Here is a 22,149-nt window from a genome sequence, read left to right as displayed (position 1 = left end):
AGGGTCACGAAATCCTCCCGGGATTTATCGGAGCCGAATTATGAAACTATTCTGTGCTGACGGGCTCCCTATGCCAGCCGACAAAGGAAGCCAACCACAAAACTTTCCGCGCGTCAAATTTAATTTCTATGTGCGTAAATTATATGTGACAGACGAGTGACTGCTCGCCCCGTGCTTTTTGCGGCCACCGCGAGCACACAGAGAATGTGCTTCGAGACCACGATCGAGCCCCTTCCCTACCTTATTTCCCCGCCTTTAAGGACACTATTAACCTTCATTTTTTATTGATTATAGGTAAGCCAAGCGGGCGATCTCCTATTTGCGGGTTGCAGGTGTAATGCGTATCCAGAGAACAAATTTCCCAATTAATTCAAACGACTACGACGAAGAAAACGAACGGCGCGAGCCGATCCCCCCCAGCGTACCCAGCCGTACGGCCGCCGAATCCATCAACCCATCCCATGCGCCCACCGGTTATCGCGGGGAAGCCGTCCGGCAGACCGCTCCGGGCGTCTATCAGCCGCTCCGTCCGGTCCAGCTTCAGCCGATAACGCCGCGTCCGGTGCAACCGGCGGCGAGCGCTATGCGCCCCGTCCCTCAGCAGCTGGCCGCATCCGGTGCACGCAGCGAGCACACGAACCAATCCGGCTATCCCCCGGTGTGGAAGCACGCTTTTTCCATGGGCGAAAATGTGCGCTTTACCCGCACGCCGCAGATCGAGCTGGAAAAGTCCAAGACGCCGCCCACCGATCCGCGTGCGAATGATCTGGTGCGCCCGAAAAAGGACGCTCCGGTGAAGCCCCAGCCGGCGGCAAGCGTTGCCGTGGCTGCGCCCGCCCCTGCCCCGCAGGCAGTGGTGGCCGCCCCTCAGCCTGTGGCGGCTGCTCCCATTGTAAAGCCGGCGCCCGTCATGGCCGCCGCTCCCGCAAGTAAGGAGCAAGCCGTCAGCCGTCATGACACGCCTTTCACCCATCTGTCCGATTTCGCCTTCTGGGAATCGGTCGATATTTTCGGCGAACTGCCCGCTGCACCGGTTGCCGCCCCCGCCCGGCCGAAGCCGCAGGCGACGGCAATCACCGAGCTCTTCCGCGTGCGCGAATGGAAGCAGCCGGGCATGGCCGACAAGGTGGCGGAAGCGCTGGCCGCAACCATGCCCGTGGCCGTCACACCGGAGCCGGTAGCGCCCGTGGCGGAAGTTGCCGCGACGCCGGAAACCGTAGCCGCCGCGCAGTCCAAGCCGGAGATTGAAGAAGCAGCAGCCGAGGTCGTTCAGGATAACGAGCCGCAAGCCGAAACGGTAAGCGCCCCGGAAGCGGCAGTGGAACAAGAACAGGCCGTCGAGCCCGCGCCGATCGCCGCAGCTCCTGCCCCTGTATCCTCGACCGTCGTCACCATGATGCCGCGCCGCGAGCAGTCCTTCACGCCCGCTCGCATGGAGTTGCGCCTGATGGGCGCGCAGGGCCAGCATGGCTACGAGCTGCCGCCGGTCGAGCTGTTGCAGGAGCCGCCCGCGCAGGAGGGCGAAGTCATCACGCAGGAAATGCTGGAGCGTAAGGCCGGGCTTCTGGAAAGCGTGTTGGAAGATTTCGGCGTCAAGGGCGAGATCATCCATGTCCGCCCCGGCCCTGTGGTCACGCTCTACGAGTTCGAGCCCGCGCCGGGCATCAAATCCTCGCGCGTCATCGGTCTTGCCGACGATATCGCCCGCTCCATGTCGGCCCTTTCGGCCCGCGTGGCGGTGGTTCCGGGCCGCAATGTCATCGGCATCGAGCTTCCGAACGCCAATCGCGAAACGGTCTATTTCCGCGAGATGATCACCTCGGAGGATTTCCAGGACACGGATTACAAGCTGGCGCTCTGCCTCGGCAAGAGCATCGGCGGCGAGCCGGTCGTGGCGGAACTGGCCAAGATGCCGCATTTGCTCGTCGCCGGCACCACCGGCTCGGGCAAGTCCGTGGCCATCAACACCATGATCCTGTCGCTGCTCTACCGGATGACGCCCGAACAGTGCCGCCTGATCATGGTGGACCCGAAGATGCTCGAACTGTCGATCTATGACGGCATCCCGCATCTGCTCACGCCCGTCGTCACCGACCCTAAGAAGGCCGTCATGGCATTGAAATGGGCGGTGCGCGAGATGGAAGACCGCTATCGCAAGATGTCGGCGGTCGGCGTGCGCAACATCGACGGCTTCAACGCCCGCGTCGCCGCCGCCAAGGAAAAGGGCGAGGCGATCGTCCGCACCGTCCAGACCGGCTTCGACAAGAACACCGGCGAGACCCTCTACGAGCAGGAGGAAATGGACCTCTCGCCGATGCCCTATATCGTCATCATCGTCGATGAGATGGCCGACCTGATGATGGTCGCGGGCAAGGAAATCGAAGGCGCGATCCAGCGTCTCGCCCAGATGGCCCGCGCCGCCGGCATCCACCTGATCATGGCGACGCAGCGTCCTTCGGTCGATGTCATCACCGGCACGATCAAGGCGAACTTCCCGACCCGTATTTCCTTCCAGGTGACGTCGAAGATCGACAGCCGCACCATCCTCGGCGAAATGGGCGCGGAGCAGCTCCTCGGCCAGGGCGACATGCTGCACATGGTCGGCGGCGGCCGCATCTCCCGCGTCCACGGCCCCTTCGTTTCCGACGAGGAAGTCGAGAAGGTCGTGTCGCACCTGAAGCTTCAGGGCCGTCCGGACTACCTCAACACCGTCACCGCGGATGAAGAGGAAGAAACGCCGGAGCCGGAAGATACCGCCGTGTTCGACAAGACCGCCATGGCGGAAGAGGATGGTGACGACGATCTCTACGCCCAGGCGGTCAAGGTGATCATGCGCGACAAGAAGTGCTCCACCTCCTACATCCAGCGCCGCCTCGGCATCGGCTACAACCGCGCCGCCTCGCTGGTGGAGCGGATGGAGAAGGAAGGGCTGGTCGGCCCGGCGAACCATGTCGGCAAGCGCGAGATCCTCTCACAGTAACGCGGCGGTCACGCAGCGAAGAGAACGATATCCGCGTCCACCCTTTAGGCCCCTCTAGGCCCTCCTGGCCCCGCTTTTTCAGCGGGGCTTTTTTAAGAATCAGCGCTTCAGCGCCAAATTTAACTTAAGTAATCGATTAAATGCTCAATTTCCTTCTATCAAAAAGTTGGGAACAAAAATCATATACCAATTGTTAACCTCCCCAGCGGGTCGGACCACTCTAACCCCAAGGAGCTAATGATGACTATTCGTACCCTGCTTTTCACCACCGCGGCTCTCGCCTTTGCAGTGCCCTTTGCACATGCCGACGACATCCATGCCGGTGGTGCAATCCGTACGCTGCCAACGGCGAAAGGTGAGATATTGACCGACGCCAATGGCATGGCGCTCTATATCCACACCAAAGACGGTGTGGGAACGTCGAATTGCTACGATCAATGCGCAAAAAACTGGCCGCCCCTGACCGCCGCCCAGGGCGCCACGGTCACCGATGACGACTACACGCTCATCCAGCGCAAGGACGGCACTCAGCAATGGGCGCATAACGGCCGGCCGCTTTACCGCTATGTGAAGGACAAGAAGGCCGGCGAAATCTCGGGCGACGGTGCCGATGGCGGTGCCTGGCATGCCGCGAGAGAATAGCCACCCATGTCCCCTCACGCAGTCCTGGACAGGATGCAATCCTGCCCAGGACTTTTCGCGCGCTCCAAATTCGTATTCCGAGCGGTCTCCTCGTAGGAGGGTAGAACCATGTCGATGAAATCTTTGGGCCTCGCCGCAATGATCTGCGCCATTGGGGTAGCTTTGTCCGGCTGCGTGGAAACCGATGGCTACGATGGATATGACGGCCCAATCTGGTATGGCGGATCGAGCTGGTATAGCGGCCCCAGCTATTATAACAATTATTACAACGGCTATTATTACAACAATGGCTACTATGACGACGGCTATTACCGCCATCACCACCATCGCCGCCGGCCGATTTATCCAGCCACGCCCGCGAGCCCGGCCACGCCGCTCATGCCATTAACTCCGGCCAGCCCGATCCAGCCGCTTTCCCCCGCCCGTCCGGCTCCCCCACGCATCGGCCAGGGAGCGATTCCGGGCGCTGTTCCTGCAAGCCCGGCTATGCCCTCATTCCCCCGCCGTCCGTTTCCCCGTATTGGCGAAGGAGCGACTCCGAGCGCGGCCCATGCCAGCCCGGCCATGCCCTCATTCCCTCGCCATCCGCTGCCCCGTATTGGCGAAGGAGCGACTCCGAGCACGGCCCATGCCAGCCCGTTCATCCCACCCAGACCTGTGGAAAGCAGCAGCCCGATCCATACGCCATCTCCTCCCCACTCGGATGAGACCCGGCATAACCGTCCACTCCTAAAGATCGGGCAAGGGGCGATTGTCGCCGACGCCGATACAAACTGACGGGGCAGAAACGAGGGCGCGCGGCAGGTTGAGAAATATCCGCCATGCGCCCTTCCCTCATACGCGGCGCTCGGCTAGCTTTGGCTGATCGATTGAAACAGCAGGTGCCTTGCCGTGTCCCATCAGCCCAATTCCATTGAAGCAAAAGACATCGCCTATCAGCTCCATTCCTATACCAATGCCCGCAAGCAGGAGGCGGAAGGCTCTCTCGTCATCGAGCGGGGCGAAGGCATTTATGTCTTCGATAACAACGGCAAGCGCTATATCGAGGGCATGGCCGGGCTATGGAGCGTCGCCGTCGGCTTCGGCGAAAAGCGGCTGGTCGAGGCGGCCGCGCGGCAGATGGAGAAGCTGCCCTATTACCACACCTTCACCCAGAAGACGCATGGCCCCTCCGTCGAACTGGCGGAAAAGCTGATCGCCATGGCGCCGGTGCCGATGTCGAAGGTCTATTTCACCAATTCCGGCTCCGAGGCCAACGATACGGTGGTGAAGATCGTCCGCTATCGCTCCAATGCGCTCGGCAAGCCGGAGAAGAAAAAGATCATCTCGCGCATGAAGGGCTATCACGGCGTCACACTGGCGAGCGCCAGCCTCACCGGCCTGCCCAACAACCACCGCGCCTTCGACCTGCCGATGCCGGGCATTCTCCACACCACCTGCCCGCATTACCGTACGGGAGCGGTCCCCGGCGAAAGCGAGCTCGAATTCGCCCAGCGCTGCGCCAGGGACCTGGAAGACCTGATCCTTGCGGAAGGACCGGAAACCGTCGCCGCCTTCATCGGCGAGCCTGTCATGGGTGCCGGAGGTGTGATCGTGCCTCCGACAGGCTATTGGCGGGAAATCCAGGAAGTCCTCAGGAAATACGACATTTTGCTCATCGCCGACGAAGTCATCTGCGGCTTCGGTCGCACCGGCGAGATGTTCGGCTCGACCCGATATGAAATCGAGCCTGACATCATGACGCTGTCTAAGCAGCTCGCCTCCTCCTACCTGCCCATTTCCGCCGTGCTCATCAACGACCGGGTCTACCAGCCGCTCGCGGATCAATCCGCCGAAATCGGCACGTTCGGCCACGGCTTCACTGCCAGCGGCCATCCCGTCGCCGCTGCGGTGGCGCTGGAAAACCTCGCCATCCTCGAGGAGCGGGATCTGGTCGGCAATGCCCGGAACCTGAGCCCACATTTCCTCTCCCGCCTGCGCACGTTGGAAAGCCATCCGCTGGTGGTGGAAGCCCGCGGCGTCGGCCTCATCGGCGCACTCGAGGTTTACCACGCCGCCTTCGCCGATAAGCCCGGCGCGCTCGGCCTCACCATCAACCGCGCCATGCACGAGCGCGGCCTGATCGGACGCAATGTCGGCGACGCCCTCGCCTTCTGCCCGCCGCTAATCATCACGGAAGAGCAGATCGACCAGATGTTCGATATCGCCGAGGCGGCGTTCGATGCGGTGAATATCGCGATTGATGATGGTGGGGCGGGCTAATCCGCCCCCTTTTTTTACACCAAAGGCGGATTCAGCCTCGCGAAGCCCGCCTGCCGCCGATACGGAAAATAGGGATAGGGCGCGGTCACGGCGCTGGCCTCGTCGAGCCTGGCGACCTGCTCCGCCGTCAGCGACCAGCCGACAGCGCCCAGATTCTGGCGCAATTGCTCCTCATTGCGCGCGCCGATGATGACCGATGACACCGTCGGGCGGCCCAGCAGCCAGTTGAGCGCGATCTGCGGGATGGTCTTCCCGGTTTCCCCGGTAATCGTGTCCAGCACGTCGATGATCCGGTAAAGCCTTTCGTCATCCACTGGCGGGCCATATTCCGCGGTCTGGTGCAGGCGGCTCTGCTCCGGCAGCGGCTGGCCACGGCGGATCTTGCCGGTGAGCCTTCCCCAGCCCAGCGGGCTCCACACCAGCGCGCCGACGCCTTGATCGAGGCCGAGCGGCATCAGTTCCCATTCATAATCGCGCCCCACCAGCGAGTAATAGGCCTGATGCGCGACATAGCGCGGATAGCCATGTTTTTCCGCCACGGCGAGCGACTTCATCAACTCCCAGCCCGCGAAATTGGAAACGCCCACATAGCGGATCTTGCCAGCCCGGACGAGACCATCCAGCGTCGACAGCACCTCCTCGACCGGCGTTCCCGCATCGAAGGCGTGCAGTTGCAGCAGGTCGATATAGTCAGTTCCAAGCCGCCGCAGCGCGTCGTCGACCGCCTTGATCAACCGGCTGCGCGACGTGCCCGCATCGTTCGGCCCCTCGCCCATTGGCAGGCCGGTCTTGGTCGAGAGGATCACCTGATCGCGGCGTCCCCGGATCGCCTCGCCCAGCACCTCCTCCGAAGCGCCGTTCGAATAGACATCGGCCGTGTCGAACAGATTGACGCCTGCCTCCAGGCAAATATCGACGAGCCGCCGCGCTTCGTCCGCATCCGTGTTACCCCATGCGCCGAAGAGCGGCCCCTGCCCGCCGAATGTTCCCGCGCCGAAGCTGAGGACGGGAACTTTCAGGCCGGATTTACCCAAATATCTGTATTCCATGGCTTTTTTCACTTTCAAATGTCGAGGAAGGAGAATGTTCAGTTCAGGCGTTGGCGGTCGCCCCGGAAGGCACGCCGCGCCCATCCATCCGGATGCTGATGACCGCGATGGCGAGTCCGCCCAAGGTGATGAGTGCAGCGACGACAGGGATGGCGCCCAGCCCCGGGCCGTGGTCGATCACCGCGCCGCCAGCCCACGCTCCGAGCGCATTGCCGAGGTTGAAGGCGGCGATGTTGAAACTGGAGGCGAGGCTCTGGCCCGCGCCCTCCGCCTTCGACAGCACCCACATCTGCAGCGGCGCGACCGTTGCGAAGGCGGCAGCCCCGAGCAGTCCGACGAAGGCGATGGCCGCAGTCTTCTCATGCAGCGCGAAGGTCATGAGGCCGAGCACGGCGGCAAGCACGACCAGTGTGCCGATGACGGTTTTCACCAAATGCCGGTCTGCAAGTTTGCCGCCGACGATATTGCCGACGATCAGCCCGCCGCCAAAGACGAGCAGGATCGGAGACACCGCGCCTTCAGAAAAGCCGGTAATCCGTGTCAGCGCCGGAGCAATATAAGTGAACACCGCGAAGACACCGGCATAGCCAAGCACCGTCGTCAGAAAGCCGAGCAGCACCGGGCGGCGCGCGAGCGCCTTCAGGTCCGCCCGCCAGGCGCCCGCCTCCGGCGCGGCCTTGTCGCGGGGCACGAGCAGCGCGATGATGGCGAGCGCGACGGCCCCGACCAGCGCCACCGCCCAGAAGGTGGCGCGCCAGCCGAATTGCTGGCCGAGCCAGGTGCCGAAGGGGACGCCGAGAATGTTGGCCACGGTCAGCCCCGTGAACATGACGGCGATGGCGGAGGCCCGCTTGTCGGGCGCGACGAGATTGGTCGCCACCACCGAGCCGACGCCGAAGAAAGTGCCGTGCGCAAAGGCGGTCAGCACCCGCGCCGCCATCAGGAAGCCATAGCCGGGCGCGAGCGCGCAGGCGACGTTGCCGATGGTGAAGATCAGCATCAGGCCGAGAAGCACGGTCTTGCGCGGCCACCGGCCGGTCAGGATGGTCATGACAGGTGCGCCGACGACGACACCCAGCGCGTAACCTGATATGAGCAGGCCCGCCATGGCGATGGAGACGCCCAAATCGGCGCTCACGTCCAAAAGCAGTCCCATGATGACGAATTCCGTAACGCCGATGCCGAAAGCACCGGCGGTCAGGGCATAAAGAGCCAAAGGCATTGATCGAGCCTCTCAATTGTTGCAGTGGCCCGGAATATGGACGAGCGCCATACGATGATGTAGAGAGCGCTGAGGAACAGGATTTATGAATTGAATTCACCATGAGCCGCATCGACATCAACCGCTTCGGCGAGATGGAAGTTTTCGTCCGCGTGGTGGAGATGGGCGGCTTCTCCGCCGCTGCCCGCGCCTGCCGGATGACGCCATCGGCGGTGAGCAAGCTTATGACCCGGCTGGAGACCCGCCTTGGCGCAAGGCTCGTTAACCGCTCGACGCGCAAGCTGCAATTGACGCCGGAGGGAACGGCCTTTTACGAACGCAGCACGCGCATCCTCGCCGATCTCGACGAGGCGGAGCGTAGCGCCTCGACCGGCGAAAAGCCTGCCGGGCGCATCCGGTTCAATACCAACGCCTCCTTCGCAACTCACATCCTCGCGCCGGTCCTGCCTGAATTTCTGGCAATGTATCCCGGCATAGCGCTCGACATGGTGCAGACGGATGCGGTGATCGACCTTTTGGCGGAGCGCACCGATGTCGCCGTGCGCGCCGGCCCGCTGAAAAGCTCCAATCTGGTCGCGCGCAAGCTCGGCGCGACCCGCATGGTCATCGTCGCCGCGCCTTCCTATCTGGAACGCTTCGGCGAACCCAAAACCGTTCCCGAGCTCGAAGGGCACAATCGCATCGCCTTCTGCTATGCCAGGACTGTCAAGGGGTGGCCGCTCGTCCATGAAGGGAGAACCGTCACCCTGCCCGTTACCGGCAGCGTCCAGGTCAATGATGGAGAGGCCATGCGGCATCTGGTGGTGGCGGGCGTCGGCCTCGCCCGGCTGGCCGCCTTCGCCGTGCGCAAGGATATCGAAGCCGGTCGCCTCGTGCCCGTGCTGGAAGATTGCAATCCCGGCGATCTGGAGGAGGTCCACGCCGTCTATGTCGGCCAGGGCGGCCCGCTCCCCGCCCGGGTGCGCGCGCTGCTGGATTTTCTGGCAGAGCGCGCGCGAGTGCAGTAGAGATGGCCGACCCTGCTTCCTCCAATCAAAATCCCATCGTCTCCAGATAATGCAGCGCGACTTTGCCGAAGGGGCCTTCCATGAGACCGACGAGGCCACCGAGCGCCGCGGCGGAGGAAACGATTCCCGGCGCGCCCCGGAACGGTATCGCGATGGCCGTGCTGAGGAACTTGACCGCCCGCCCAGCGAGTTTGAGCGGCAGGTTCCGGATAGTTTTTCGCGGATTTTCCCGATAGCTGGCGATGAATTCTGTGATGTTATGGTCGCGCGTGCGCCGGTAGTAGTAAGAAAGCGTCAGACGCGACAAAGGGACGTTCTCATAAACGATGGCGTTGCAGGCCCAGCCGGTTCTGGCGCCCAGGCTCTTCGCCTTTTCCCATAAATGCCAGTCTTCACCGCCGGTAAGGCCGAACTGCGCATCGAAGCGCAGGCCCGTCTCACGGAAGAAATCGAGCCGCCCCATCCAGCTTCCGGTGCCGAGTTTGATGGTATCCCCCCGGCCACACTCGCATTTCGCCTTGCAGCGTTGTTCCGATTTGACCTTCCTCTGCGCGATGCCGCGCCAGACGAGTTTCTGCATCGGCGTGAGCTTTCGAGCGAAGGGCTTGAGACGCACCGGCGAGCCGACGATGTCGAGATCGAGCCTGTCACGCTCGGCCAGCAGATTTACCAGCCAGTCCGCCTCCACGCATTCATCATCATCCACATAAACGAGGAGGTCGTAGCCGCGCCGGATCGCATGGTTCAGCGCGTGATTCCTGACGGCGGAAATGCCCGGCACGCACTCGTTCCGGTATTCTATTTTAATCCCGAGCATAAGAGCGCGAAACGGCTCGATGATCCCCGCAAGCGTCCGCTTATCGTTGTTCTCCACGACCAGAAGGGAAAGCTGCTCTTCCGGCGGTCGTTTCATGACGGCCAGCGAGAAAAACAGATGACACAACATCTGGGGTCTGTTGCGGGTAACCACAGCAACGCAGATATGACGCTTCATACTCAAGCCTCATTGTCTCGTCCCCGGGTTTGAAAATTGCCTACCCCTCGCAGGCCTCGGATCGGGGGCGTGGTAACGCACCCAACCGCGAAAAGTTACAAGCCTTTTCGAAAATTGTCACGAAGATATGAACAGCCGTCATTTGACGGACAGGGGGATCTACCTCGCCGCCCGCGCCCCTCCCCGAGCCGATTTATCGCCCAACAGCTTCCAGCGTGACTGGTTCCGGGCAGGCCCCGCCCCCTTTCCGGCCGCCTCCGGGCCGGGCGATGCATGCACAGAACCTTCCGGCGGATAGGCAAGCGTGTCGCTCATCTGCGCCTTGTCCTCATCGAGGAAATCCGGGAAAGGCAGCTTCTCTCCCTTGCGCCACGCCGCAACCCGTCTCTCCGCCTCCGCCTGCTTTTCCATATCGACCGGCAGATCGTCAGGACCGTATTGGACCGATGACGGGAATGCGAACTGCACGCCGGCTTCATCGACGATCTTCATGATATGCAGGAGGATATCCTCGCGGATCGCCAGGAATTCGTCGCCACTGTGGGTCCGGATATAGGCGGTGATCTCCACATCGAGGGAATAGTCGCCGAAGCCGACGAAGCGCACCTCCAGGTCTTCCATCACGCGCGGATGCGCGATGAGCAGATGACGCAGCTGGGCCAGCAGGTATCGCAGCTGGTCGGCGGTCGTCTCGCAGCGCAGCTGCAGCGTGGTGTTGAACCGGATGCGGTCGCGCCGGGAGTAGTTCTCGATCTTCATATCGGCGAATTCCGAGTTCGGGATCGAGAACACCGTGCGGTCGAGCGAACGCACCCGCGTGGACCGCATGCCGATATGCTCCACCGTGCCGAGCGTATCGTCGAATTTGCAGAAATCGCCGACACTGACCGGCCGGTCCGCATAGAGCGTGAGGCCCGAGAGAAAATTCTGCAAGGTCGGCTGTGCCGCGAGCGCCACGGCGAGGCCGCCAATGCCAAGCCCGGCCAGCACATGCTCATAGGGCAGCTGAAACACCTGCGCCAGCGCCAGGAAGGCGAAGAGGACGATGGCGGCGCGGGCAACGCCGGTCAAAAGTGCGATCAGCGTCTCATGATAGCCCGGAACGGGCCAGCGGTCACGGTAAACATCCCCCGCTTTACCGACGAGATGCCAGAGAATCGGTACTGCACCAAGCAGGATAGCGGCCCAGCCCAGCGCCTTGACAGGCGTCGCCACCATGCTCGGCAGACCCAGCAGCCGCAACGCCGCAAGCAGGAAGAGGCCCAGAACGATGATCCGCACCGACCATCCGACGGCATGCGGCAGCGCGGGCTCTCCGTCCGCGGAAGCCGCCGTACCGCGCCGGTGAAAGGCGTAGAGGAGCCCCTTGGCGATGAACCCGCCCACAATGCCGAGCGCGCCCAGAATGCCCAGCATCAGCCATTGCCACCAATCCACCGGCCCGGCGCGTTGTAAGAGGGCCGGGTTGAGCCAACGGGCGAAGGACCGTAGTTTGAAATAGGCGTCATCGCCCGCCGTGGCCGAGAATTCGGGCGCCACCGGCACATCCTCGATGGAGGCATAGAGCGAGCGGATATGATGCAGCGTATCCGGCGTGAACTGCCAGATGACGCCCTTGTCCGTCTCGACCGGCCCTACCGCGATGTTGCCCGCCGGATGCTGGAAGAACACATAAGGCGCCTTGCTCTTGGGATCGTCAGGAATCTCCTGCCAGTAGACATAGCCGATCCGGTCGATCACCTTCTTGAGGTAGCGGGTAAAGAGCGGCGCTTCGTCCGCGCGCACGGCAGCGGGAATGCCCTGCATGTTGAGCGTACTCTCTGCCGGCGCGTCGCTGCCGCCGCTGAAGCTGCCGAGCAGCACCTTGAAGGCATCGCGCGGCGTGCGCAACTTCTCCGGCTCGCTCACCGTGTCCACCGGCTCACCGCGCGCCTTGGAAAGCGCCGCGAGCTTCGCCTTCAGCGCATCGAGCGGTGGCCCGACGATGAACCACTTGCCGTCCTTACGGCGGAAATTGACGTCATAGGTCACGTCAGTATCGAACTGGCCGAGCCGCGCCGTGGCCTCGTCGCTTTTGATCGTCCGGTGCGGCAGGTTGGAAAGGCGGAAGGTGAGCTTGTCGATGACAGCGTAAAGCTCATGCACATAATCATTGATGTTGTGCCCGCCCCGATCCGTGTCAGCGACGTCGACCACGCTCGCCGCCTTGCCGACCAGCGCCATCCCGCCCCCTGCGGCGCGTGAAATATTGTCCGCGCCGCTTTCGTTCATCGCCTTGAGAAACGTGCTCATCGCCGCCATCGGGCTCGACTGGTCGACCGGCACACTCTGATAGAGCGCGGCATCGGCCCGAACACCTGTCCACCACTCCCCCATGGCATCGCCGAAACGGCCCATGAAGCTGGAACCGTCAGGCGACTGGACAAACAGGAAGTCGCCATGCCGATCCCCCTCGCTCCAACGGCCGATGAGCTGATTGCCCATCGCCTTGGCCTCGATGCGCCCGTTGTAAAGCGGGTAGCGGCCCGTCACCTGCTCTCCGTTCTGCTCGAACGTGATGGGCGCGGCGCCATAAGCCCATTTGGTATTCCACGTCCCCGCCCAGTCGACAGCTGCCTGCGACTGCGCCTCGGAGACGAGAAACATGAGGCTCAACAGCGAAAGCACGAAAAGAAGAAAGGGAGACCGCCATCCTCCGCGCAACAAAATTCTGTAATTCTTCTGTTCTCGCATCGAATCCTCGCAAATTCGATGCAAATATTAATTTATATTTATAGTATTTCTACAGACATAATAAATAAAACAGAATATTTTGGAATTAGTTTATAAAATACCTGAACTATGCAATGAAATACACTATACGAAATTAATTATTAGGAATAACTAATAGAAATTGACGCACTCGCCCCACTCGCCCAATATAAAAATCTCGGTTATAGATTTTCCGTCGAAGGTTGAAAGCAGACGCGCCGGTCCAGGGGGCGCACTGGCGACGAGGGGCAGCGCCAGCCAATCGGCAAGAGGCCCCAACTTTCGACAGGAGAAGCTGCAATGTGGTATCCGCCAATTTGGTCAATACCAATCATTGTCACTTTTGAGATAAAAAAGACCCGCACCACCTGGTCAGTGACGGTGCGGGTCCGATTTATCACATAAGGTACCGAGGGGCAGGAGGTCGCACTCCTGCTTCTCACTCCTACAATTTATAACACCACCCTCTTCTTTTCAAGCTACGCTTGCGCCTCCGGCTCCTTCACCCGGAACCACGCCACATAAAGTGCCGGTAGAAACAGGAGCGTGATGGCCGTACCCGCGATGATGCCACCCATCATGGCATAGGCCATCGGTCCCCAGAACACCTCGCGCGCGATAGGGATGAGCGCCAGGCTCGCCGCCGCCGCCGTAAGTGCGATGGGGCGCATACGGTGCTGCGTCGCCTCGACCACCGCCTCCCATGGATGGACGCCCTCCTTGATGAGGTCTTCCACCTGCACGATCAGGATCACCGAATTGCGGATAAGGATGCCGATCAGCGCCAGCACGCCGAGAATGGCGACGAAGCCGAGCGGCGCGCCTGATGGCAGCAGCGCCGCCACGACGCCGATAAGCCCCAGAGGCGCCACGGCGACGACGAGGAAGAGCCGCTGGAAGCTCTGCAATTGCACCATCAGGATCGTCGCGATGACGAACAGCATCAGCGGCACGACCGCGATGATCGGCCCTTGGCTCTTGCCGCTTTCCTCCACCGTGCCCGCCGTCTCGATCTTGTAGCCATCAGGCAATTTGGCCGCGAAGGCATCGATCTTCGGCGCGATTTCCTGCACGATGGTCGCCGGCATCACGCCGTCATTAATGCCCGCCGACACCGTGATGGTGGGAATGCGGTCGCGCCGCCAGACCACCGGCTGTTCCAGCTCGTAGCGGAAATTGGCAATCGAGGCGAGCGGGATGGATTCGCCCGTGCCGGTGGCGATCTGGAGATTGCGCAGCGTCTCTATGGAACCGCGCTCCCTGGCATCCGCCCTGGCAATGACGTTGATGAGGTAGGTCGCGTCCCGCACCTGCGTGATGGTAACGCCGCCCACCACGCTGTTGAGCGCCGTCGCGATGGACTTGGACGAAACGCCCAATTGCCGCGCCTTATCCTGCATGACATCGACCTTGATCATGCGGGCTGGCTCGTTCCAGTCATAGGCGACGACGCCGAGATGCGGGTTTTCGCCCATGATCCCCGCCACCTCCTGCGCCGTCTCGCGCAAGCGCTGGATATCCGGCCCGCTGACCCGGTATTGCACCGGTCTGCCCACCGGCGGCCCCAACTCGAGGAACTTCACGAAGGTATCCGTGCCGACATAATCCTTTCGCAGTACCCTGTCGAACTCTGCCTTCAGCCGGTTGCGCGCCTCGATATTCTTCGCGACGATGATCATCTGGCCGAAATAAGGATTGGCCGGCTGGACGTCGAAGGTCAGCACGAAGCGCACCGCACCTTGCCCGATATAGCTGCTCCAATGGTCGATATCCGGATTCCCCGCGAGCATCGTCTGCTCAAACCGCTCCATCTGCGCCTTCGTCTCTTCGATGGAACTCGACTGCGGCAGCTTCCAGTCGATGACGAGTTCCGGCCGGTCGGATGACGGGAAGAATTGCTGCTCGATGAAGCGCAAGCCGACGACCGACAAGGCAAAGGCGATGACGGTGGCGATGATGGTGAGCCAGTAATGGCGCACGGAGAAACGCAATACGCGCGAAAACGCCATGAAGAAGCGCCGCGGCTTTTCGTCATGATGCGCCATTTTCGCGGGCAGGAACGTCACGCCGAGCAATGGTGCGAACAGCACCGCCACGACCCACGAGACGATCAGCGACACGGCGATGACGACGAACAGGGTGAATGTATATTCGCCCGCCTGGCTGGAATTGAGCCCGATGGGCATGAAGCCGGCAATCGTCACCAGCGTTCCCGTCAGCATGGGAAAGGCGGTGTGAGTATAGACATAGGTCGCCGCCTTGTTGAGCGGGTCGCCCTGCTCCAGCCGCGCCACCATCATTTCGACCGCAATCATCGCATCGTCCACCAGCAGGCCGAGCGCGATGATGAGCGCGCCGAGCGAGACCCGCTGCAGCGAGATATCGAGATAGCTCATGGTGAGGAAGGTGATGGCAAGTACCAGCGGAATGGAGAGTGACACCACGAAACCGGCCCTCAAGCCAAGGCTGATGAAGCTCACGATTAGCACGATGGCGATGGCCTCGAACAATGCGCGGGTAAACCCTGATACCGCTTCCTCCACCACGACAGGCTGGTTCGCCACCTGATGCATACCGACGCCGACGGGAAGCTCCGCCACGGCCTTGCGCATTTCCTCCCGCAGCGCCTCGCCGAATTCCAGGAGATTGCCGTTCGGCTTCATGCCGATGGCAAGCCCAATGGCATCCTTGCCGTTGAAGCGGAAGATGGAGGTCGGCGGATCGACGTAGCCGCGCGTGACGGTCGCCACATCGGTCAGCCGGAAGAAGCGGTTATTCACCCGCAAATTCACCGCGCGAAGACTGTCTTCGGAGGTGAATTGCCCGTTGACCCGCACGCTCACCCGCTCCGGCCCCGCCTCGATGACCCCGGAGGGCGTGATGGCGTTCTGGTCCTGCAAGCTTTGCAGGATCGCCTGCTCGTCAAGCCCCAGCGCAGCGAGCTGCCGCGTCGAGAATTCCAGATAAATCGCCTCGTCCTGCGCGCCGACGAGATCGACCTTGCCGGCGTTGGGCACGGTCAGCGCCTTCGTGCGAACATCCTCGACATAATCGCGCAATTGCCGCTGCGTCAGCCCATCGGCGGTGAAGGCGTAGATATTCCCGTAGACATCTCCGAAACGATCGTTGAAGAACGGCCCGAGCACGCCCTCGGGGAAGGATGAGCGGATATCGTTCATCATGTTGCGCACGCGCACCCATGTCGCCTCGACATCCCGCCCCTTGGTGGTCGCTTTCAGATTGACGAAAACGATAGTCTTTCCCGCCGTGGTGACGCTGCGGGTGAAATCGAGATCGTCAAGTTCCTCCAGCTTCTTCTCGATACGGTCGGTGACCTGGTTGATCGTCTCCTCGACCGAAGCGCCCGGCCAGTTGGCCTGCACCAGCATGGTCTTGATCGTGAAGGCGGGGTCTTCCTCGCGGCCGAGGTCGATATAGGAAACGACGCCGGCGACGAGGAACACCAGCATGAAATACCAGACAAGCGAGCGGTGATTGAGAGCCCAGTCGGAGAGATTGAAATTCTTCACTGGCCTGTCCCCTCTTGCGGCAAGCTGACCTTCTGGCCTTCTTCGAGGCTATGGACGCCCGCCGTCACCACATAAGCGCCATCGGCGATATTCCCCGCCGTGAAACTCGACCCGTTGCGCGCCACTACGTCCACCGCCTGCCTGGCAACTGTCCCCGTCCTGGGATCGGCGATCCAGACAAAAGTCTTGCCGCCTTCCTCCAGCAACGCCGAGAGCGGGAGCACCACGGAAAGCTTCGTCGTTACATGCCGTGTTGCAGATATCATCGAGCCGAGCCGGAACGCCGGCGGCGGATTGTCGAGCGTGATCCGGACGCGCCGTGTGCGCGTGGCAGGATCGGATTGCGGGGCGATCTGCCGTACCCGCCCGTTCGCCCGGGTGGAGGGGGCCGATTGCAGGATGACGTCGAAAGGCGTCCCTTCGGGAATATCGCCGATCATGCTGTCAGGTATATCCACGACCGCCTCGCGGACATCCGAGCGCGCGACGGTCAGCACCGTCTGCCCCGCGGCAACCACCTGCCCCACTTCAGCACTGACGGATGACACCACGCCGTCGAAATCCGATTTCAACTGCGCATAGCTCCGCTGGTCCTGCGCCTGAGCCAGCGCGGCCTGCGCCTTCTCCACCTGCGCGCTCGCCGCATCTCTCCCTTGCGTCGCCGCGTCCAGCATCGCCTGCGAGATGTTGCCCTGCTCGAACAGCGTGCGCTGCCGCTCTTCGCTGGCCGCGGCATTGGCGAACTGCGCCTCCGCGCTCGCCAGATCTGCCCGCGCTGCTTGTAGGGCGAGGTCGAGAGAGGTCGGGTCAATAGCGGCGACCGTCTCGCCCTTTTTGACCGTATCCCCGACATCCGCATCCCGGCTGATAATCCGCCCCAGCACCCGAAAGGCAAGGTTCGTGCTATAGCGCGGCTCAACCGTGCCGACGAAACCGTAAGCGCGCTGCACCTGAGGTTCCGCCTTGATGTAGAGGACAGGCCGGATGGGCTCGGGCGGCTCCTGATGCTGTTCGCTGCAGGCGGTGAGGAGGAAGGAGAGGGTTAGGAAGGCGATTATTTTGGTGTATGCGCGAAGCACCCCCCTCTGCCCTGCCAGCCATCTCCCCCGCTTCAGAAATGAAAAACTCATTCCCCCGCCCCCTCGATCACATCCACCACTTCCCCAGCCCGCAGCATTTGCGTTCCCTTGGTCACCACCCGCTGGCCTTCCTCAACCCCGCTGACGATCACCACCCGCTCGCGCTCGTAGGTCAGCACCTTCACCGGTGCGAGCGTAACGACATCGCCCTCCCCCACGACGAACACCGCCGGGCGCCCCGCATCTGACGTGAGGGCGCTCCAGGGCAGCACCGCCGCGCGTTGCGGCTCAAGCTGCATGGTGCCGGTGATCGGCGCGCCGAGCGTCATCTCCCGCGGCGTGTCAATAATCCCCACCTTGACCCGCACCGTGCCGGTGGCCGGTTGAACGACGGGCGACACCTCGCGCACCTCTCCCCGCGCCTGAATCTTCGGATTGGCGATGAGGCTCACCGTCACCCCTCGCCCCGCCTTGCCTTTCGCCACCAGCGTTTCCTGCACGTCGAACACCGCGTCGCGCGGGCCATCCTCGGCGATGGTGAAGGCTGGTTCCGTCGCCTGCACCACTTGCCCGACCTCGATGTTGCGGGCGGTGATGACGCCGGAAATCCCGGCCCGCAATTGCGTATAGGAAAGCTCGTCCCGCACGTTGGCAAGCTGGCTTTCGGCCACCGCCACCGCGCTTTGCGCGGTGCGCAGGCTCTGCTGCGCCTCGTCGAACTGCCGCCGCGTGGTGAAGCCACGGTCGAGCAGCACCTGCTGCCGCTCAAAGGTGGAAGTCGCCTGTGTCAATTGCGATCTGGCAGCATCGAGGGAGGCCTGCGCCGTGCGGATATTGACCTGCTGCGTAGAGGGATCGAGCTTCGCCAATACTTCATTCGCAGTGACATGCTGTCCAACATCGGCATCGCGCTCGATCACCTGCCCGCCGACGCGGAAGGACAGGTTCGTGAGCGTGCGCGCCGCGATGGCTCCGGTCAGCACGATTTCCGGCGCATAGTCGGTGTAATGGACGGTTTTGACGGCGACCGCGACGGTATCCTCGCCCTTCACCGTCTCGCCCTGCCGCTCGCAGGCTGAAAGCGCCACGGCGATAAGTCCGAGGCCGGCAAGCCGCATCCAGCCAAATGCTGCAAAATGGCGCATGCCGCCGTCCCTCTCCTTGCCTGTCATTCCATCCCCCGACAGTCCTGTTCCGGAACAGATAAGTCATCCGCGTCAATATGCAACGCAATAATGACACTTGATTCCGCTGCCGCAATCCGCCATGCCGGAAGGGTGAGGAATGGATAAAGGGTGGGAGAAATGACGAGAATCCACGAAATCGCGGATTTGAAGGAACTGGCGCGCCGCCGCGTCCCCAAAATGTTCTTCGATTACGCCGATTCCGGCGCTTGGACGGAAAGTACCTACCGCGCCAACGAGGAAGACTTCAAGAAAATCCAGCTGCGCCAGCGCGTTCTGGTCGACATGACCGACCGCTCGCTGGAAAGCACCATGATCGGCCAGAAGGTCTCCATGCCCGTGGCCCTCGCCCCCACCGGCCTCACCGGCATGCAGCATGCCAATGGCGAGATGCTGGCGGCGCAGGCGGCGGAAGAGTTCGGCGTTCCCTTCACCCTCTCCACCATGAGCATCTGTTCCATTGAAGACGTCGCCTCGGTCACGAAGAAGCCGTTCTGGTTTCAGCTCTACGTCATGCGCGACCGCGATTTCGTGAAAAGCCTGATCGACCGCGCCAAGGCCGCCAAATGCTCGGCCCTCGTCCTCACCCTCGACCTGCAAATCCTCGGCCAGCGCCACAAGGATCTGCGCAACGGCCTCTCCGCCCCGCCGAAATTTACGCCCAAGCATATCTGGCAGATGGCGACCCGGCCCGCCTGGTGCATGGGCATGCTCGGCACCCAGCGCCGCACCTTCCGCAACATCGTGGGCCACGCCAAGGGCGCGACCGACCTTTCCTCCCTCTCCGCCTGGACCGCCGAACAGTTCGACCCGCGCCTCAACTGGAGCGATGTCGAATGGATCAAGCAGCACTGGGGCGGCCCGTTGATCCTGAAGGGCATCCTCGACGTCGAGGACGCAAAGATGGCCGCGCAATCAGGCGCGGATGCCATCGTCGTCTCCAACCATGGCGGCCGCCAGCTTGACGGCGCCCCCTCTTCCATCTCGATGCTGCCGAAGATCGCCGATGCCGTCGGCGACAAGATCGAAATCCACATGGATGGCGGCATCCGCTCGGGCCAGGACGTGCTGAAGGCGCTGGCGCTCGGCGCGCAGGGCGTCTTCATCGGCCGGCCTTTCCTCTACGGCCTCGGCGCAATGGGCAAAAAGGGCGTCACCCTCGCGCTCGACATCATCCGCAAGGAACTCGACATCACCATGGCGCTCTGTGGCAAGCGCCGCGTGACCGATATCGGGCAGGATGTGCTCTATAAAGAGTAAGGAGACCACCATGCGGAATACCCCCAGCCTTGAAAACTACTGGATGCCCTTTACCGCCAACCGGCAGTTCAAGGCCGCGCCGCGTCTACTCGCCTCCGCCGAAGGCATGTATTACACCGATATGGACGGCAACAAGGTTCTCGACGGCACATCCGGCCTCTGGTGCGTCAATGCCGGCCATGGCCGCAAACGCATCGCGCAGGCGGTGGAGCGTCAGCTCACCACCATGGACTACGCCCCCTCCTTCCAGATGGGGCACCCCATCGCCTTCGAATTCGCAGAGAAGCTGGCGGAAAAAGCACCGGGCGGCGAAGGTGCGAAGCTCGACCGGGTGTTCTTCACCGGCTCGGGCTCGGAATCCGTCGATACCGCGCTAAAGATCGCCATCGCCTATCAGCGCGCCGTCGGCCAGGGAACGCGCACCCGCGTCATCGGTCGTGAGCGTGGCTATCACGGCGTCGGTTTCGGCGGCATTTCGGTGGGCGGGCTCGTCAACAACCGCCGCGTCTTCCCGACCCTCCCCGGCACGGACCATCTGCGCCACACCCACGATCCCGCGCGCAACAGCTTCGTCAAGGGCCTTCCCGGCCATGGTGCGGAACTGGCCGACGATCTGGAGCGCCTCGTCGCCCTCCACGGCGCGGAGACCATCGCCGCGGTCATCGTCGAGCCCGTCGCGGGTTCCACGGGCGTCCTGCTCCCTCCGCAAAACTATCTGGAGCGCTTGCGCGCCATTGCCGACAAGCACGGTATCCTCCTGATCTTCGATGAAGTCATCACCGGCTTTGGGCGTCTCGGTGCGCCCTTCGCGGTCGATTATTTCGGCGTCGTGCCCGACCTCGTTACCACGGCCAAGGGATTGACCAATGGCGCGATCCCCATGGGCGCGGTCTTTGCCAGCCGCAAGGTCCACGATGCGCTGATGCAGGGACCGGAAAGCCAGATCGAGCTTTTCCATGGCTATACCTATTCCGGCCACCCCGTCGCTTGCGCGGCCGGCCTGGCGACGCTCGAAATCTATGAGGAAGAGGGCCTCCTCACTCGCGGCGCGGAAATGGCCGGCCACTGGCAGGACGCGATCCATTCCTTGAAAGGCCTGCCGCACATCATCGACATCCGCACCATCGGCCTCGTCGCCGGCATCGAGCTTGCCTCCCGCGACGGCGCACCGGGTAGCCGCGCCTATGACGTTTTCACCGATTGCTTTAATAAAGGCTTGCTCATTCGCGTTACCGGCGACATCATTGCCCTCTCACCGCCCTTGATTGTCGAGCGCGATGAGATCGACATGATGGTTTCGATGCTTGGAGAGAGTATTAAGCAGGCAGCATAGTAAAACGCAAAATATTCCTCTTTCCACCGGCATTATACTCGCTTAAACTTCAAATGACTTAGGCGAGCGGGGAAGGTTGCTGATGAATATTTTTCGGTCGTTGGGGCTGGCCAAGGCCCCGCAGAGGCCGGCCCGGCAGAGGCTGACGCTGGATATTTCGAACATCGCCGTTTACGCCATCGGCGATGTGCATGGCTGCTATGACCAGCTCCTGGCGCTGGAGCGCATCATCGCGGCCGATGCGAGCCGCCTGCCCGATCCGAAGCTCATTATCATGCTCGGCGATTACATCGATCGCGGCCCTGCCCCAGCGGAAGTGATCGAGCATCTGATCGGCCCGCCGCCGGATGGCTTTTACCGCATCTGCCTCATGGGCAATCATGAGATGGCGATGCTGGATTATCTCGACGGGCAATTGCCGCTGAAGGACTGGCTGAAGCTCGGCGCGGCCGCCACGCTTTTCTCCTATGGCATCGACGTCGACCAGTTGAAGAAGACCCATCGCACGGCGAAGAAGCTGAACGAGGCCATCCAGTCCGCCATACCGGAAAGCCATGTGGAGTTCCTGCGCTCCCTGCCGATCATGATTGATTCCGGCTTCTTCGTCTTCGCCCATGCCGGCATCCGCCCAGGCACTCCGCCGGGAGAGCAGACGGAGGAGGATCTCGTCACCATCCGCGAGGATTTCTTCGCCAATGCCCACCTCCTCGACCGCTGGGTCGTCCACGGCCATACGCCGGTGGAAGCGGCGGGGCCGGTGGGACGCCGCATAAATGTCGATACCGGCGCCTTCTTCTCCGACAAGCTCAGCGCCGTGCGGCTGTGGAACCGGAAGGGACGCATTCTCTCTACGTAA

At 62.2% G+C, this 22,149-nt stretch carries 15 protein-coding genes; 8 read left to right on the top strand and 7 right to left on the bottom strand.

Translation table 11 applies throughout. The features are described 5' to 3' along the window. Window positions 1–337 precede the first annotated feature (337 nt). The 4 genes from ACOWVG_RS12355 (at window position 338) to ACOWVG_RS12340 (ending at window position 5,884) form a co-directional block, all read left to right on the top strand. Complete coding sequence (locus tag ACOWVG_RS12355; protein WP_420962519.1) at window positions 338–2,980, top strand: DNA translocase FtsK; 2,643 nt, start codon at window positions 338–340, stop codon at window positions 2,978–2,980. A 240-nt stretch (window positions 2,981–3,220) separates the two neighbouring features. Next, a complete protein-coding gene (locus ACOWVG_RS12350; RefSeq protein ID WP_420962518.1) occupies window positions 3,221–3,622 on the top strand; it encodes a hypothetical protein in 402 nt (133 codons plus the stop codon). Window positions 3,623–3,730: 108 nt separating this feature from the next. Further along, on the top strand, window positions 3,731–4,399 hold the full coding sequence (locus ACOWVG_RS12345) for a hypothetical protein (RefSeq protein WP_420962516.1): 669 nt from the start codon (window positions 3,731–3,733) through the stop codon (window positions 4,397–4,399). A 114-nt stretch (window positions 4,400–4,513) separates the two neighbouring features. Next, a complete protein-coding gene (locus tag ACOWVG_RS12340; protein WP_420962515.1) occupies window positions 4,514–5,884 on the top strand; it encodes an aspartate aminotransferase family protein in 1,371 nt (456 codons plus the stop codon). 14 nt (window positions 5,885–5,898) lie between these two features. Here ACOWVG_RS12340 and ACOWVG_RS12335 read toward each other — a convergent pair whose 3' ends face one another. Next, window positions 5,899–6,933 carry an aldo/keto reductase gene (locus ACOWVG_RS12335; protein ID WP_420962514.1) on the bottom strand — a complete coding sequence of 345 codons (1,035 nt, stop codon included), beginning with the start codon at window positions 6,931–6,933 and terminating at the stop codon, window positions 5,899–5,901. A 43-nt stretch (window positions 6,934–6,976) separates the two neighbouring features. Then, on the bottom strand, window positions 6,977–8,155 hold the full coding sequence (locus ACOWVG_RS12330) for an MFS transporter (RefSeq protein ID WP_420962513.1): 1,179 nt from the start codon (window positions 8,153–8,155) through the stop codon (window positions 6,977–6,979). A gap of 101 nt (window positions 8,156–8,256) precedes the next feature. Here ACOWVG_RS12330 and ACOWVG_RS12325 point away from each other — a divergent pair, with 101 nt between their 5' ends. Then, window positions 8,257–9,162 carry a LysR family transcriptional regulator gene (locus tag ACOWVG_RS12325; RefSeq protein ID WP_420962512.1) on the top strand — a complete coding sequence of 302 codons (906 nt, stop codon included), beginning with the start codon at window positions 8,257–8,259 and terminating at the stop codon, window positions 9,160–9,162. A gap of 25 nt (window positions 9,163–9,187) precedes the next feature. Here the strand turns inward: ACOWVG_RS12325 and ACOWVG_RS12320 are convergent, their stop codons facing one another. The 5 genes from ACOWVG_RS12320 to ACOWVG_RS12300 form a co-directional block, all read right to left on the bottom strand. Then, window positions 9,188–10,156, bottom strand: a complete 969-nt coding sequence (locus ACOWVG_RS12320) for a glycosyltransferase (RefSeq protein WP_420962511.1) — start codon at window positions 10,154–10,156, stop codon at window positions 9,188–9,190. A 159-nt stretch (window positions 10,157–10,315) separates the two neighbouring features. Further along, the gene (locus ACOWVG_RS12315) at window positions 10,316–12,802 is read right to left on the bottom strand and encodes a mechanosensitive ion channel family protein (RefSeq protein WP_420962510.1); all 2,487 of its coding nucleotides are present in this window, start codon (window positions 12,800–12,802) and stop codon (window positions 10,316–10,318) included. 584 nt (window positions 12,803–13,386) lie between these two features. Next, complete coding sequence (locus ACOWVG_RS12310) at window positions 13,387–16,437, bottom strand: efflux RND transporter permease subunit (protein ID WP_420962509.1); 3,051 nt, start codon at window positions 16,435–16,437, stop codon at window positions 13,387–13,389. Continuing rightward, window positions 16,434–17,567, bottom strand: a complete 1,134-nt coding sequence (locus tag ACOWVG_RS12305; protein ID WP_420962508.1) for an efflux RND transporter periplasmic adaptor subunit — start codon at window positions 17,565–17,567, stop codon at window positions 16,434–16,436. The genes ACOWVG_RS12310 and ACOWVG_RS12305 overlap by 4 nt, the downstream gene beginning before the upstream one ends. Next, window positions 17,564–18,661 carry an efflux RND transporter periplasmic adaptor subunit gene (locus ACOWVG_RS12300; RefSeq protein WP_420962507.1) on the bottom strand — a complete coding sequence of 366 codons (1,098 nt, stop codon included), beginning with the start codon at window positions 18,659–18,661 and terminating at the stop codon, window positions 17,564–17,566. Before ACOWVG_RS12300 ends, ACOWVG_RS12305 begins: the two co-directional genes overlap by 4 nt. A 159-nt stretch (window positions 18,662–18,820) precedes the next feature. Here ACOWVG_RS12300 and ACOWVG_RS12295 point away from each other — a divergent pair, with 159 nt between their 5' ends. The 3 genes from ACOWVG_RS12295 to ACOWVG_RS12285 all read left to right on the top strand — a co-directional run bounded on the left by ACOWVG_RS12295 (window position 18,821) and on the right by ACOWVG_RS12285 (window position 22,149). Then, complete coding sequence (locus tag ACOWVG_RS12295; protein ID WP_420962505.1) at window positions 18,821–19,960, top strand: alpha-hydroxy acid oxidase; 1,140 nt, start codon at window positions 18,821–18,823, stop codon at window positions 19,958–19,960. A 10-nt stretch (window positions 19,961–19,970) separates the two neighbouring features. Further along, a complete protein-coding gene (locus ACOWVG_RS12290; RefSeq protein ID WP_420962504.1) occupies window positions 19,971–21,293 on the top strand; it encodes an aspartate aminotransferase family protein in 1,323 nt (440 codons plus the stop codon). A gap of 82 nt (window positions 21,294–21,375) precedes the next feature. Continuing rightward, window positions 21,376–22,149 carry a metallophosphoesterase gene (locus ACOWVG_RS12285; RefSeq protein ID WP_420962502.1) on the top strand — a complete coding sequence of 258 codons (774 nt, stop codon included), beginning with the start codon at window positions 21,376–21,378 and terminating at the stop codon, window positions 22,147–22,149.

Source organism: Brucella sp. IR073, from assembly GCF_049065735.1.
Classification (GTDB): Bacteria; Pseudomonadota; Alphaproteobacteria; order Rhizobiales; family Rhizobiaceae; genus Paramesorhizobium.
Note: the sequence above shows the minus strand (reverse complement) of the source record. Positions and strands in the feature narration are given on the sequence as shown.

What these genes read in the sequence shown, in the direction of transcription:
- ACOWVG_RS12355 (WP_420962519.1), top strand. Translation starts at nt 338, where the DNA reads ATGCGTATCCAGAGAACAAATTTCCCAATTAATTCAAACGACTACGAC.
- ACOWVG_RS12350 (WP_420962518.1), top strand. Translation starts at nt 3,221, where the DNA reads ATGACTATTCGTACCCTGCTTTTCACCACCGCGGCTCTCGCCTTTGCA.
- ACOWVG_RS12345 (WP_420962516.1), top strand. Translation starts at nt 3,731, where the DNA reads ATGTCGATGAAATCTTTGGGCCTCGCCGCAATGATCTGCGCCATTGGG.
- ACOWVG_RS12335 (WP_420962514.1), bottom strand. Translation starts at nt 6,933, where the DNA reads ATGGAATACAGATATTTGGGTAAATCCGGCCTGAAAGTTCCCGTCCTC.
- ACOWVG_RS12330 (WP_420962513.1), bottom strand. Translation starts at nt 8,155, where the DNA reads ATGCCTTTGGCTCTTTATGCCCTGACCGCCGGTGCTTTCGGCATCGGC.
- ACOWVG_RS12325 (WP_420962512.1), top strand. Translation starts at nt 8,257, where the DNA reads ATGAGCCGCATCGACATCAACCGCTTCGGCGAGATGGAAGTTTTCGTC.
- ACOWVG_RS12320 (WP_420962511.1), bottom strand. Translation starts at nt 10,156, where the DNA reads ATGAAGCGTCATATCTGCGTTGCTGTGGTTACCCGCAACAGACCCCAG.
- ACOWVG_RS12315 (WP_420962510.1), bottom strand. Translation starts at nt 12,802, where the DNA reads ATGTTTCTCGTCTCCGAGGCGCAGTCGCAGGCAGCTGTCGACTGGGCG.
- ACOWVG_RS12305 (WP_420962508.1), bottom strand. Translation starts at nt 17,567, where the DNA reads ATGAGTTTTTCATTTCTGAAGCGGGGGAGATGGCTGGCAGGGCAGAGG.
- ACOWVG_RS12300 (WP_420962507.1), bottom strand. Translation starts at nt 18,661, where the DNA reads ATGCGCCATTTTGCAGCATTTGGCTGGATGCGGCTTGCCGGCCTCGGA.
- ACOWVG_RS12295 (WP_420962505.1), top strand. Translation starts at nt 18,821, where the DNA reads ATGACGAGAATCCACGAAATCGCGGATTTGAAGGAACTGGCGCGCCGC.
- ACOWVG_RS12290 (WP_420962504.1), top strand. Translation starts at nt 19,971, where the DNA reads ATGCGGAATACCCCCAGCCTTGAAAACTACTGGATGCCCTTTACCGCC.
- ACOWVG_RS12285 (WP_420962502.1), top strand. Translation starts at nt 21,376, where the DNA reads ATGAATATTTTTCGGTCGTTGGGGCTGGCCAAGGCCCCGCAGAGGCCG.